This is a genomic window from Rhodococcus sp. DMU2021, from assembly GCF_019641445.1.
GTDB lineage: Bacteria > Actinomycetota > Actinomycetes > Mycobacteriales > Mycobacteriaceae > Rhodococcus > Rhodococcus pyridinivorans.
In genome coordinates, this window is record NZ_JAIFKB010000012.1 from 71,353 (window position 1) to 85,250 (window position 13,898).

Annotated in this window: 10 protein-coding genes and 1 tRNA gene; 5 read left to right on the forward strand and 6 right to left on the reverse strand. The window is 68.2% G+C overall.

Annotated elements, in window-relative coordinates; genetic code table 11:
- Positions 1-142: 142 nt before the first annotated feature.
- Together K3M35_RS26250 and K3M35_RS16985 are read right to left on the reverse strand one after the other, a co-directional pair.
- Entirely contained in the window at positions 143-649 is a 507-nt protein-coding gene (locus K3M35_RS26250) for a hypothetical protein (protein ID WP_259444148.1), read from the reverse strand.
- A 106-nt stretch (positions 650-755) separates the two neighbouring features.
- Positions 756-832 (reverse strand) — tRNA-Met (locus K3M35_RS16985).
- Positions 833-1,297: 465 nt separating this feature from the next.
- On the opposite strand from K3M35_RS16985, the gene K3M35_RS16990 reads away from it, so the two are divergent.
- Positions 1,298-1,822, forward strand: a complete 525-nt coding sequence (locus tag K3M35_RS16990; RefSeq protein ID WP_006550275.1) for a transglycosylase family protein — start codon at positions 1,298-1,300, stop codon at positions 1,820-1,822.
- A 95-nt stretch (positions 1,823-1,917) separates the two neighbouring features.
- Here the strand turns inward: K3M35_RS16990 and K3M35_RS16995 are convergent, their stop codons facing one another.
- Positions 1,918-4,932, reverse strand: coding sequence for a UPF0182 family protein (locus tag K3M35_RS16995; protein WP_174556232.1), 3,015 nt, complete (start codon positions 4,930-4,932; stop codon positions 1,918-1,920).
- A 192-nt stretch (positions 4,933-5,124) separates the two neighbouring features.
- Here K3M35_RS16995 and K3M35_RS17000 point away from each other — a divergent pair, with 192 nt between their 5' ends.
- Complete coding sequence (locus K3M35_RS17000) at positions 5,125-5,730, forward strand: PPA1309 family protein (RefSeq protein WP_064061581.1); 606 nt, start codon at positions 5,125-5,127, stop codon at positions 5,728-5,730.
- A gap of 63 nt (positions 5,731-5,793) precedes the next feature.
- On the opposite strand, the gene K3M35_RS17005 is transcribed toward K3M35_RS17000, so the two are convergent.
- A complete protein-coding gene (locus tag K3M35_RS17005; RefSeq protein ID WP_019288460.1) occupies positions 5,794-6,819 on the reverse strand; it encodes a PDZ domain-containing protein in 1,026 nt (341 codons plus the stop codon).
- A 115-nt stretch (positions 6,820-6,934) separates the two neighbouring features.
- On the opposite strand from K3M35_RS17005, the gene K3M35_RS17010 reads away from it, so the two are divergent.
- From K3M35_RS17010 to K3M35_RS17020, 3 genes are all read left to right on the forward strand, one after another.
- A complete protein-coding gene (locus K3M35_RS17010; protein ID WP_024101466.1) occupies positions 6,935-8,380 on the forward strand; it encodes a zinc-dependent metalloprotease in 1,446 nt (481 codons plus the stop codon).
- Between the two features lie 85 nt (positions 8,381-8,465).
- A complete protein-coding gene (locus K3M35_RS17015) occupies positions 8,466-9,356 on the forward strand; it encodes a hypothetical protein (protein WP_006550270.1) in 891 nt (296 codons plus the stop codon).
- A complete protein-coding gene (locus K3M35_RS17020; RefSeq protein WP_220666770.1) occupies positions 9,353-10,678 on the forward strand; it encodes an AarF/ABC1/UbiB kinase family protein in 1,326 nt (441 codons plus the stop codon). The genes K3M35_RS17015 and K3M35_RS17020 overlap by 4 nt, the downstream gene beginning before the upstream one ends.
- Before the next feature lie 19 nt (positions 10,679-10,697).
- Here the strand turns inward: K3M35_RS17020 and K3M35_RS17025 are convergent, their stop codons facing one another.
- Both K3M35_RS17025 and K3M35_RS17030 read right to left on the reverse strand, forming a co-directional pair.
- Positions 10,698-11,024, reverse strand: coding sequence for a WhiB family transcriptional regulator (locus tag K3M35_RS17025; RefSeq protein ID WP_259444149.1), 327 nt, complete (start codon positions 11,022-11,024; stop codon positions 10,698-10,700).
- A gap of 661 nt (positions 11,025-11,685) precedes the next feature.
- Positions 11,686-13,827, reverse strand: coding sequence for an ATP-dependent DNA helicase UvrD2 (locus K3M35_RS17030; RefSeq protein ID WP_220666787.1), 2,142 nt, complete (start codon positions 13,825-13,827; stop codon positions 11,686-11,688).
- Positions 13,828-13,898 lie beyond the last annotated feature (71 nt).

Genomic DNA, 13,898 nt, shown 5'->3' on the forward strand with positions numbered 1-13,898 from the left:
AGCGCCTCACCTCGAAGATCTCGTCACTGCGCACTGGCAGACCGTGACCCTCGCCGAACGGCAGACCAGCGTTATTCGCGACCTCATCCTTGACCATATGCGCGTCCTGCTGCCCGACGCGGCTCGAACGCGCCAAACAGCCTCAGAACGACTTCAGCAACTCGAACGGGACAGCCGCAAGCTGCTCGACGCGTTCTACGCTGATGCCATCGGTACGCCAGAACTCCGGACCGAACAAGCTCGTATCGCGACTGAACGCGCGCAGGCGGAGGCCAGGCTCGGTGAATTCGATCTTCAGGAAGCACACCTCACCACCAAGCTCGAAGCCTGTCTCACACTTCTCGGCAATGCACATGAGCACTACGTGCTGGCTGATGCCAAGTCCCGCCGAGACCTCAATCAGAGCATCTTCACGCACCTCTATGTCCACGATGACGACATCGTGGCCAGCGACCTGACCCCGGCCTACCAGTTGCTCATGAATGACGATCTGGCCGCCAGGCTGGCTGCCGAACGGAAGCGGGAGCAGAAGAGCGTCGTTAGAACTAGTGACCTCATTGACGTGGCCAAGGTCACCGGGGGTGGCACCAGGGGTGACGAATCGCCTCCACGGGATCTGCCCCCACGCGCCCACAGGATCGCCCCACACGCCCGGATTCCTGGGTTTCTGCACGTCGAACGCCCTAGAGGTGCGATGCCGTGGGAAAAAGAAAGAACCACGGCCCCTGAGGACCGTGGTTCTAACATCATTTCTTTGGTAGCGGGGACAGGATTTGAACCTGCGACCTCTGGGTTATGAGCCCAGCGAGCTACCGAGCTGCTCCACCCCGCGTTGCATGGATGAACCTACACGAGCACGGAAACGGAATGCAAATCGCCTCGTCGGACGCGGATGGGCCTCGACGACAACCGAAATCGCAACCCCGAGGTGTCTCGGTTCACATTTCCACCATGACTATCGCCACATAACGGAGGTGTAACGATCTTGCATCGACCCCCGTTATCACCTTCCTGAGCTGCGAAGACTCAATCGTCCCATCCCATCAGGTGGACAAACACCTCTCCCGGCGGGGGATGACGGGCCGCGGAGCGCTTTGTACTGTCGGTCCCGGCTCGAAACAGCCGAGCCACCACCGGCCCGTCGCCGCCAGTCTGCCCCGCGGGATCCGGTGCCTACGAAGACCCGAGGGGCAGGGACGCAACCGACGTGGTCCCCGATCCGGACGGAGACATTTCTCCGTCGACCGAGATCGACGAGGGCCGTCGCGCTCCGCGAGCGCGGGAAGGACTCCACAGAATGACCAACTTCAGCACGCGTGCATTCCGCACTGCCGTCGTCACCGGTGCACTCGCCGCGGTTCCGTTCGCGCTCGCCACCGGCACCGCGTCCGCCGCCCAGCACAACTGGGACGGCGTCGCCCAGTGCGAGAGCGGTGGCAACTGGGCCATCAACACCGGCAACGGCTACTACGGCGGCCTGCAATTCTCGCAGAGCACCTGGGAGGCCAACGGCGGCAGCGGCCGCGCGGACCAAGCCTCGAAGGCGGAGCAGATCCGTGTCGCCGAGAACGTCCTGCAGACGCAGGGCCCCGGCGCGTGGCCCGTCTGCGGTCAGTACCTGACAACCGAATCCGCGCCGGCTCCCGCCGCACCCGAGGCGCCCGCACCGGCACCCGAGGCTCCGGCACCCGCGGCTCCGGCCGCCCCCGAGTTGCCGGCCGAGGTCACCCAGGCCGTCGATACCGCGAACCAGCTCGCCCAGCAGTACGGCTTCGGCGCCGAGTTCGCGCAGATCGTCGATATCACGCTGGCCGGTCGCTGACGCAGACCGTCTCTGCGAACACGACGAAGGCCCGCGGTGCGAACCGCGGGCCTTCGTCGTGTCGGTTTCCGTTACCGGATCAGCCGCCGGTGGATTCAGCCGCCAGTGGATTCGTAGGCATCGACGGCCTGCTGCACCCGCCGCAGCGCCCGTCCGTAGGCTTCGAAATCGCCGCTGGTCTGCGCGTTGGCCAGCTCCGCGAGTGCCGAATCGAGCTCCGCGACCGCGGCATCGCGATTCGCGGGAGTCGTCGGCGCCGGCGAGGTGGGCTGCTGTTGCTGCTGATCGGAAGGCTGGTTCTCGTCCGTGGTGCCCTCGATCACCTCGCCCCGCGTCTCGTCCTCCACCTCGGCGGTGGGCAGCGCCTCGCCACCGGGAGCGGTGGCCGCGTCGCCGACGCCGGGACCGAACACCTGGTCGAGCGCACCGGCGAGAGTCGGTGCGTAACCGATCCGGACGCCACCGCTGGCACCCGGCTCCCGGTAGCTGACGAGCACGCGCGACAGCTGCGGGAAGGTCGACGTGCTACCCGCCGTCGCGTTGCGCTCGGTGTACATCGGCTGGACGTACAGGATGCCGCCGTCCGCGATGGGCAGGGTGAGCAGGTTGCCGTATTGGATCCGGTTGGACCGTTCGAGCAGGGTCCGTTCCGAAGCCACTCGGGTGTCGGAGATCATCGCGTTCTGCGTCTGCTCCGGACCGAAGGTCTGCGTATCCGTCGGCAACTGCAGGATCGTGAACTTCCCGTAGTTCTCCGGGTCGGATTCGACCGAGATGTACGCCGACAGGAACTGCCGGTTGTAACCCACCATCGCCGAGGTCAGACGGAACCGGGGATCCGCCGTCTCGCGATCGCCCATGAGCAGGTAGTAGGGCGGCTGGTTCGCGCTGGTGTCGACCGTCGGGTCCGCCGGCACCGACCAGAACGCATTGTTCGTGAAGAACTCGCGCGGGTCGTCGACGTGGTACTTGGCGAGCATCTCGCGCTGCACCTTGAACAGATCCTCCGGGTACCGGAAGTGCGCCCGCAGCTCGTCGGAGATCTGGTCCTGCGGGGTCACCGCATCAGGGAAGACACCCATCCACGCCTTCAGGACCGGGTCCTCATCGTCGACCTGGTAGAGCGTCACCGTGCCGTCGTAGGCATCGACCGTCGCCTTCACCGAGTTGCGGATGTACGAGACCTCCTTGCGGGGCAGCAACCGGCCGGTGTTCTGGTCGATGCTGTCCTCGACGAGGCCCTCGAGCGACGCGCGCTGGGCGTACGGGTAGTAGTCGAGCGTGGTGTACGCGTCGACGACCCACTTGATGCGGCCGTCGATCGCGGCCGGGTAGGCGTCGCCGTCGGCCGTCAGCCACGGCGCGACCTTCGTCACGCGCTCACGCGGGTCGCGGTTGAACAGGATCTTCGAGTCGCTGCCGATGGCGCTCGAGAACAGGATGTTGCGTTCGCCGTACTTCGCGGCGAAGGCGAGCCGGTTGAACCAGTTGCCGATGTCGACGCCGCCCGAGCCGGTGTAGGTGTACTTTTCGGTGTCGGTGTCGTACTCGCGCGGACCGGACGAGTCGGCGCTGTTGCCGACGATCGCGTAGTCCGGATCGGCCTCGGCGATGACCTCGCCGTAGTAGATGCGGGGCTGCTCGACGGGGATGACCTGGTTCTCCGCAGCGAGCGACGCCAGGTCGCTGACGAAGTAGACGGGATAGCCGCTGTTGCTGTTGGCGGCCTCCTCCGCCGAGGCACTCGCGGCGGCGTTCACGCGGTTGGCGGGCGCCGCGACGAGACCGTTGCCGTGCGTGTACACGGTGTGGCGGTTGATCCAGTCGGTCTGGTTGCCGGTCAGGCTCGTCGGCGAGAGCTCACGCGCCGCGACGATGTAGTCCTCCATACGACCGTCGAGCTCGTACCGGTCGATGTCGAGCGACTCGGGGTAGCCGTAGAAGTTCTTCAGCTGCGTCTGCTGCGTGAACGTGCGGGGAAGCACGTTCGGGTCGAGCAGGCGGGCGTTCGCGATCGTGGTGATGTCGGCCGGGATGTTCTCGGGCGAGGTGGTGCCCACACCCGGGTAGTCCTCGTACGCCACCTTGTCGTCGGTGATGCCGTACGCCTCGCGGGTCGCGGCGATGTTGCGCTCGATGTACTCGCTCTCCTTGTCGGCAGCGTTCGGGCGCACCGAGAACTGCTCGACCATGAGCGGGTACACCGCGCCGACGAGGATCGACGAGAGCACGAGCAGCGCCGTCGCGAGCGCGGGGATCCGCAGGTCGCGCAGGAAGATCGCGGCGAAGAACGCGATCGCGCAGATGACGGCGATCGCGAGCAGGATGAGTTTGGCCGGCAACACCGCATTGATGTCGGTGAAGCCACCGCCGGTGAAGGTGGGTTCCTTGCGGCTGCTCCACAGCAGTTCGTACCGATCGAGCCAGTAGGCGAACGCCTTGAACGCGACGAACAGGCCGGCGAGGACCGCGAGCTGCACACGCGAGGCCGTCGACATGCTTCCCCCGCGACCGGCGAGGCGGATGCCGCCGAAGATGTAGTGGGTGACGAGGTTCGCGATGAACCCGAGCACGATCGCGACGAAGAACCAGTTGAGCAGGAAGCGGTAGAACGGCAGGTCGAAGGCGTAGAAGCCGACGTCGAGACCGAACTGCGGATCGGTGGTGCCGAAGTCGCCGCCGTTGAAGAACATCTGGACGGTGACCCAGCCGGCCTGGGCGACCAGACCGGAGAGCACACCGAGCACGACCGGGATACCGATCCCGAAGGCGCGCATGCGCGTCATCACGGTGGTGCGGTAGCGCGCCACCGGATCGTTGGGTCCGGTGGTCGGCACGAAGACCGGGCGCGACCGGTAGGCGAGCAGCATCGCCAGCCAGACGACACCGCCGATGAACAACCCGACCGCCAGGAACAGTGCGATCCGGGTCAGGAGAACCTTGACGTATACGTCCCGGAAGTCGACCTCGCCGAACCAGAGCCAGTTGGTGTAGGTGTCCACCAACCGTGGTCCGAGCAGGAGCAGCACTGCGGCCACCACTGCCAGGATCAGCAGAACTCTGCTCCGCTTCGACAATGTAGGTACTCCGGTCGGGGGCCTCATGCCCACGTGCCACGCTCCCAACTCGTCCGGCGGCGCGATCGCACCGCATCTGTACATCTCGCGCTCGACGAAAGCGTGCGAGCACGCCTCGTTCTCACGGAGTGACCGTTTCGCCCCACTCTACGGAATCCTCGTACAGGGGGTCGCACGACGCAGGTCCGGCAGCGCACACCCGCGTACGGGTGCCAGGATAGGCCGGTGAACCAACGTCTTCCCGTACCTTCCGAACAAGGACTCGCGCGCGCCGTCCACGAGATCATCGATTTCGCGGATGTGGAGGGTTGGGACCGCCCTCCCGTCATGTTCGCGCTCGTCCCGACCGTGCTTCTCGCAGCCGCCGAACCCGCCCTCGCCGACCAGCTCGACGAGGGACACGAGTACACCCCGATCGCGCAGGAATCTTTCCCCGACGACGTCGAGGGCGGCAGTCCCGCACTCGAGGAGTTCCTCGCCACGACCACCTGGCCCGGATCGGTTGCCGGGTGCGCTCTCGTGCAGGAGGTGGTCGTGCTGCCGCCGAGCGCGGAGAACGAACTCGACGACGCCTTCACGCCATTGCTCGCCGACGCCCACGCGGCAGACGAGGCGGCCCGGCTCGCAGCGCACAGTCACCCGGAACGACGCGCCGCCCGCCTCATCTCCGCGGTCCTGCGCGACGGGCCGTCACTCTCGCTCCTTCAGTTGCGCCCCCTCGACGACGACGATCCGTTCGCGGGCACTGAACTGCGGACCTACGACAACCTCGCCCCGCACGTCGTGGCCGCGTTGTACGCGACCCTCGAGGCGAGCGACGACGACTACTGAGAGGGCGATCACCGCACTGCCGGCCCCCGTGCGGCGCGCGGGATCGGCTGCCGACGGGCGGGATCAGCTGCAGGCGGGCGCGTCGCGTCCGTCCGCGATCGCTGCCAGCGCGTCGATCGCACCCTCGAGCGTCTCGACCTTCACGAGCTGCACACCCTCGGGGGCGCCGCTCTGCGCCTCCGCGCAGTTCTCGGCGGGCACCAGGAAGACGGTCGCGCCGTCCTCCGACGCCGCGGTGAGCTTGTGGGTGATCCCGCCGATCGGACCGACCATCCCGTCCGAGTCGATGGTGCCGGTACCGGCGACGTCCAGACCGCCGTTGAGCAGGCCCGGGCTGAGCTTGTCCACCACGGCCAGACTGAACATCAGGCCGGCGGACGGTCCGCCGATGTCGGCGAGGTTGAAGGTGACCTCGAAGGGCACCTCGGGAACCTCCTCGGTGGCGATGCCCAGGAAGCCCTTGTCCGGGTCGCCGGGCCGGGAACCGACGGGAACGTCGAACGACTCCTCGGCATCGCCGCGCCGGACGGTGACGTCCACCGACTCACCGGGCGGCACGTCGCCGACCGCGCGCTGGACCTGGCCGGCCGTGCGCATCTTCTCGCCGCCGACGGCGACGATCCGGTCGCCCGCCTCGAGCAACCCGGCGGCAGGGGCGTCCTGGCCCACCTCGGCGATCCGCAGGGTCACCGGCAGGTCGAGATAGTGCAGGGCGGCGAGTTCGGCGGACCGCTCCGACTGGGCGAACTGCGCCTGGTCGACGGCCTGGACCTCGTCCTTGCTGCGGTCGGGCGGGTAGACCTGCTCGCGCGGCGCCACGCCGTAGCGCCCGCTGATCCAGGCGGTGAAGGTCTGCGCGAGGGTGAGATTGTCGGTGACCCCGACGGTCGTCATGAACAGACTGCCCTCGGTCTCGTCCGCCTCGATCCCCTCGAGCGCGACGACCGGGGTGCCCTCGATCTCCCCGAGCGTGTCGAAGACGGGGCCGGGGCCGAGCGCCACGTACGGCGCCCGGACGTTGAACGCCACGACCACAATGACGAGGATCGGAAGCACGAGCGCGAGCGGCAGGACGTAGCGACGATTCACCCGGCCAGGGTAACGGTCGCCCGACCACCCCCTTCACACCACGACCGTGTCGTGTTCGCCATGAGCGTGACCACGACGCCGGTCCCCGCCCTGGACGCCTTGTACCGTTGGATACATGAGCGACACGCCCTTCGGATTCTCGAATCCCGACGACGACCCCGACCGTAGGAAGGACGAGGGTTCCGGTAGCGGCGGAGCCGGTGGCGGCATGCCCTTCGGATTCGGACTCCCCGGCAGCGGTGGGGGCGACAACCCGTTCGGCGGTCAGGGCTTCGATCCCGCGCAGTTCGGTCAGATGCTCAGCCAGTTCGGCCAGATGCTCGCCGGTATGGGCAGCGCCATGGGTTCCGGCGGCGGCTCGGGTCCGGTCAACTACGACATCGCGACGAAGCTCGCACGTCAGCAGATCGGGTCCGTCGACCCGGTCTCGCCCCGTACCGCCGACGCTGTGACGGACGCCGCGCGCCTCGCGGAACTGTGGCTCGACGCGGCCACCACGCTGCCCGCGGGTGCCTCGAAGGTCGTGGCGTGGACGCCCGTCGACTGGCTCGACAACACGCTCGAGACGTGGAAGCGCCTGTGCGATCCGATCGCCGAGCAGGTCAACGGCATGATGCTGAACGGTCTGCCCGAGGAGGCCCGTGCGATGGCCGGGCCCATGCTCGGGATGTTCTCCCAGATGGGTGGGGTTGCTTTCGGCTCCCAGCTCGGCCAGGCCCTCGGCCAGTTGTCGAAGGAAGTGCTCACCTCCACCGACATCGGTCTCCCCCTCGGCCCGGAGGGCACCGCCGCTCTCCTGCCGGCCGCGGTCGAGAGCTTCGGTGAAGGACTCGAGCAGCCCGCTCAGGAGGTGCTCGTCTTCCTCGCCGCACGCGAGGCCGCCCACCAGCGCCTCTACAGCCACGTGCCGTGGCTGCGTCAGCGGATGCTGGCGACCGTCGAGGAGTACGCACGCGGCATCCGCATGGACATGTCGTCGATCGAGGATCTCGCCCAGGGACTCGACCCGTCTGCACTCACCGACCCGTCCAAGCTCGAGGAAATCCTCAAGCAGGGCGCGTTCGAACCCCAGACCACCCCGGAGCAGAAGGCCGCACTCGAACGACTCGAGACGATGCTCGCGCTCGTCGAGGGCTGGGTCGAGACGGTCGTCGCCGACGCGCTCGGCGAGCGGCTCCCGGGTGCCTCGGCCCTCACCGAGACCCTGCGCCGTCGCCGCGCCACGGGCGGACCGGCCGAGCAGACCTTCGCTACGCTCGTCGGCCTCGAGCTCCGGCCCCGGAAGGTGCGCGAGGCCGCTGCGCTGTGGCGACGCCTCACCACCGACGCCGGCACCGAGGCCCGCGACCATGTGTGGGCGCATCCCGACCTGCTGCCGGACTCGTCGGATCTCGACAACCCGACGGCCTTCGTCGATCGTGTGATCGGCGGTGGCACCGGAGCCTTCGAGGATCCGATCGCCCAGCTTCAGGCGACCATGGAACGTGAGCAGGCCGAACGGGATCGCGCGGCCGAGGACGGATCCGGCGAGGACCGGCCCGGGGACGACAGCACCTCCTAGAACGACCCGATAGAGGCACCCGCGCCTGTGGACAAACTGCTCCTCGTGAGCCGTCCACGGGCGCGGATACTGTCAGTCTGTCTCCATGATCACCGCATCGCGCGAGACGACCACGAATCCCGCGCCGGCCGAGGCTGCGGTTCTCCGGGTCGATCCGGAACTGGCCGTGCTCGAGCGGTCCGACGGCTCGCTCCAGCTCGGCTGGGGTCCCGGCACCGCGACCGTCGTCCTGCCACCCCAGGGCATGGACAGTTTCGACCTCGGCGTTCTCGTCCGACTGCTCGACGGCCGGCTCACCCTCGACGAGGTGCTGGACGTCGCAGCCGAGCGCGGGCTTCCGTCCGGACGGGTCCGGCAGGTGCTCGATGAGCTCACCGCGACGGGTGCGGTCCGGCAGGTCCCCGCGTCGCCCGGTCCGGCGCGACCGCGGCGGGTGCGGGTCCACGGCTCGGGTCCGCTCGCTTCGGCGATCGTCGAGGATCTCCCGGTATGGGATGTGCGGTGGGTGCGCTCGTCGTCCGGTGACGAACTGCAGGACCCGGCCGACTGTGTCGTCCTCGCCGACGGGCAGGTGCCCGACCCCCATCTCGTGAACATGCTCGTGCGGGCCGGTATCCCCCATCTCGCGGTGCGGATCAGGGACGGACGCGGCATCGTCGGCCCGTTCGTACTCCCCGGCCGGAGCAGTTGTCTGCGCTGCGCCGATCTCGTGCGGGCCGATCTCGATCCGTCCTGGCCGCGACTGGCGAGTCAGCTGTACGGGCGGCAGGGCCACGCCGGCAGGGCGGTGACGTCGGCGACCGCGGCGATGGCCGTCGGCCAGATCGAGGCGTTCCTCTCCGCAGATCCGTCCGTGACCCCGGCGGTCGACCGCACACTCGAACTGGACCTGCGAACCCACCGCATCGTCACGCGCCGATGGTTCCGTCACCCCCGGTGCGACTGCTCGGCCATCGCTCGGGTCGGTCAGGCATGATGGGGGGCGTGCCAGACATCCCTCGCAGAAGCTCGTCCCGCACTGCCAAGCTCGCGAGCATTCCTCTGGGAATCGCCGGGCGCGCCGCTGTCGGTTTCGGCCGTCGACTCGCCGGTGGAGATCGGGAGGAGATCGACGCCGAGATGACGGCGAAGGCCGCCGAACAGTTGTTCAGTGTGTTGGGCGAACTCAAGGGCGGCGCCATGAAGTTCGGCCAGGCCATGAGCGTGATGGAAGCCGCCGTCCCGGAGGAGTTCGCCGAGCCGTATCGGGAGGCGCTCACCAAACTGCAGGCGGAGGCCCCTCCACTGCCCGCCCAAGCCGTGCACCGCGTGCTCGACCAGCAACTCGGCACGAAGTGGCGTGAGCGCTTCGAGTCGTTCGACGACGTGCCCGTCGCGTCGGCCAGTATCGGCCAGGTGCACCGGGCCGTGTGGTCGGACGGACGCGAGGTCGCGGTGAAGGTCCAGTACCCGGGCGCCGACGAGGCTCTGCGCGCCGACATGCGCACGCTGTCCCGGTTCGCCGGATTGTTCGCCACGATGATGCCGGGTGCCGATGTGCGTGCGCTGCTCGACGAGTTGTCCGCACGCACCGAGGAAGAGCTCGACTACCGGATCGAGGCCGACAACCAGCGAGCCTTCGCGAAGGCCTTCGCCGGCGACGAGAAGTTCGTGATCCCGCGTGTCGTCGCGAGCGCCCCGAAAGTCGTCGTGACCGAATGGCTTTCGGCCACTCCGCTGTCTGTGATCATCAGCGGTGGCACGCGGGAGCAGCGCAACCGGGCCGGTGCGCTGCTCGCGGAGTTCCACTTCTGTTCGCCCGCGCGCGCCGGTCTGCTCCACAGCGACCCGCATCCGGGCAATTTCATGCTTCTCGACGACGGCCGTCTCGGAGTCATCGACTTCGGGGCCACGGCGTCGATGCCCGACGGCTTCCCGCCGGTGCTCGGACGGATGGTCCGACTCGCCCTCGAGGAACGTTTCGACGAACTCACCCGGCTGCTCTACGACAACAAGTTCGTCCTGCCCGGCCGCACGGTCACCGACGAGGAGATCGCCGACTACCTCCGGCCGTTCACCGACCCGATCCACACCGAGTCGTTCCACTTCACCCGCACATGGCTGCAGCGGGTGGCGGGCACGGCCACGGACTTCTCGAGTTCGACCTTCAAGACGGCTCGGACGCTGAATCTTCCGCCCGAGTACGTGAGTGTGTTCCGGGTGCTGCTCGGCTCGGTCGGCATCTGCGCTCAGCTCGACGCCGAGGCACCGTACATGCGCATCCTCAGTGAATGGCTACCCGGCTTCGTCGAGGAGTGACAAAGCCGGGCAACCGTATTCACGCACAGACCAGTTCCTTGCGGGGTTCGGGCAGCGAATTCTTCCGCGGCCGGCCCCGCGGCCGCTTGCGGGCCACGACGACACCACGGTCGATGATCTCCCCGCCCCACACGCCCCAGGGTTCCTCCCGCTCGAGAGCGGCGTCGAGACACTGGGCACGCACCGGGCAGCCCGCACACAGCGTCTTGGCGTACTCGAGATCGGCCGGGGTCTCAGCGAACCAGAGATCGGGGTCGTTGTCGTGGCACGGCAGGGTGTCGCGGTCGCGGTCGTTGCGGGAGACCGCGAAAGTGTCGCTGCGCGACAGGATGTCGGTACAACGCATCTCGTCTCCTTCCGTTCGGTTCGGCAGGCTCGACGGGTATTCGCTCGGCACGTGAGCTCCTTCGTTGGTTCGGTGGAATGCGATGCGAACCCGGCCGGAGAACGAGAAAGGCCACGGTCCGCTGGGCGGGGTCCGTGGCCTGGAGGAGACGAAAGGTCTACCGGGAAACAGTTCCCGATCGACTTCCGACCACGGACGAGACGGCGGCGGCGTGCACACGTCGGCGTGCACGCGGCGCGGCTGCCACTGCGGGTGCCACAGATGTGGCGGTGCGAGTGGTAGCGGCGGCCCCAGCGACACGAGGGGCCGCTGCCGCTGCAAAAGCATCGAAACCGAGCATCGGGGCCACCTCACTTTCTCGTCGCGCACGGACCGTCTCCCGTGACATCGTCATCCAGACTAGATTCGTGAGCACGATCGGCACAAGTTATTTTCTACCTGCGGTTTCGTGCCGCGTTCTTCATCCCCGCACCAAAGTCGGAGGGCATGTCCCTCGCGACCACGAGACTCCTGCCCGACCTCGACGAGGCCGAACGCCTCGTCCTCGGGCTCGATGCGTTGCGCGCCGACGACGGCTCGAACAAAAGCACCTTCCGGGTGTTCCGCGACCGGCCGGGCACTACTTCTGCCTGTGCGCCGAATGAACACGGTCGGGTAGTCGTCAGAGGTCGAGGGTGTCGACGGTGCGCTCCCCCCGCACGAGGGCGAGCACGTCGGCACCGTACTGCTCGAGCTTCTTCGCCCCGATCCCCGGGATGGCGACCAGCGCACGATCGTCGCGCGGCTGCTGTTCGGCGATCGCGACGAGGGTGTTGTCGCTGAAGACGACGTAGGCCGGAACCTTCATCTCCTTCGAACGCTCCCGGCGCCATTCCTTGAGCGCGACCAGCAGATTCTCGTCGAGATCGGATGGGCAACCCTCGCAGCGGCCGAGCATGGTCGAGGTGGTGCCCATGAGCGGCTTGCCACAGACGCGGCATTGCGGGCGCTTCTTCCGCGGGGAGGACGGTTCGGCGATCTTCGACGCGGGTGAACTGTCGGGGATGAGCCCGTGAAGGAATCGAGAGCGTCGCCGCGACCGACGTCCGCCCGCCGTGCGGGACAACGCCCACGACAGTTGCAGGTGCACACGGGCTCGGGTGACACCGACATAGAGCAGCCGCCGTTCCTCCTCGATGCCGGCCTCGTCGGGCGGTGTGTCCTTGTCGCCGGTGACATGAGTGATCGGCAGGGTGCCGTCGGTGAGTCCGACGAGGAAGACGGCGTCCCATTCGAGGCCCTTCGCCGCATGCAGCGACGCGAGGGTGACGCCCTGGACCGTCGGTGGCTGGCGCGCCTCGGCACGGGCCGCGAGATCGCGCAACAGACCCTGCAGATCGAGATCGGGTTCGTGCTCGAGCAGTTCCTCGGTGAGCTGCACGAGCGCGACGAGCGACGCCCAGCGCTCGCGTGCCTGCGCACCCACCGGTTCGGTGTCGGTCAGGCCCAGCGGCACCAAGGTGGCCCGGACGAGGCTGCGCAGCCCGGCACCGCGACCGGCATCCTCCGGCAGGTCGTCGCGCGTACCCACCTGACGCAGGGCGTTGACCGCCTGCCGGACCTCCGCGCGGTTGAAGAAACCTTCACCGCCGCGCACCTGGTACGGGATACCCGCCTGCGTGAACGCCTGCTCGTAGGCCTCGGACTGGGCATTGATGCGGTAGAGCACCGCGATCTCGGCCGCCGGGACCCCCTTGCCCATCAGCTTCGCGACGGCCTTGGCGACCGCCTGCGCTTCGGCGGGTTCGTCGTCGAACTCGGCGAAGGTGGGCTCCGGCCCGGACGGACGCTGACCGATGAGCTTGAGCCGGGTGCCGGCGATGCGGCCCCGCGCCGCACCGATCACGCGGTTGGCGAGGTCGACCACCTCCGGCGTGGAGCGGTAGTCGCGTTCGAGGCGCACGACCGTGGCGTCGGGGAACCGGCGGGAGAAGTCGAGCAGGTGCTTCGGGGTGGCGCCCGTGAACGAGTAGATGGTCTGGTTGGCGTCGCCGACCACCGTGAGGTCGTCGCGCGCGCCGAGCCACGCGTCGAGCACGCGCTGCTGCAGCGGCGTGACGTCCTGGTACTCGTCGACGACGAAGCAGCGGTAGCGGTCGCGGAACTCCTCGGCCACCGCGAGGTTGTCCTCGAGGGCCGCGGCGGTGTGCAGCAGCAGGTCGTCGAAGTCGAGATACATCCCGTCGCCCGACCGGGTCTTGAGCTGCTCGTACGTCTCGTAGACACGCGCGACCCGCTCGGGATCGGCCGGTGGGGTGCGGTGGGCGCGGGCGGCCGCGGCGGGATAGTCCTCGGGCGCGACGAGCGTGCCCTTGGACCATTCGATCTCGGACAGCAGGTCGCGCACGGTGTCGGTGTCGGTCGGGAAGCCGCACCGGTTCGCCGCCTGCGAGACCGCCGCGAACTTGCGATCGAGCAGTTGCCAGGGTGTGTCGCCGACCACCTGCGGCCAGAAGTACCGCAGCTGCCGCAGCGCAGCGGCGTGGAAGGTGCGGGCCTGCACCTGCGTACCGTCGCCACCGATGCCCAGGGCGCGTAGGCGGGAACGCATCTCCCCTGCCGCGCGGGCGGTGAAGGTGACGGCGAGGACTTGGCTCGCGGAGACGTGACCGGCCGAGACGAGATGGGCGATGCGGCGGGTGATCGTGCGGGTCTTGCCGGTACCGGCGCCGGCGAGCACGCAGACCGGCCCGCGTGGGGCGAGCACCGCTGCTGCCTGCTCGGGGTCGAGACCGTCCACCACATCCGCACACATGGCCTCCATCATGACAGCGACCGCCGACAGCGCAGCCCACCGGTGAGATCACCCGGTGTGGTGAGGAACACAGCTCACCC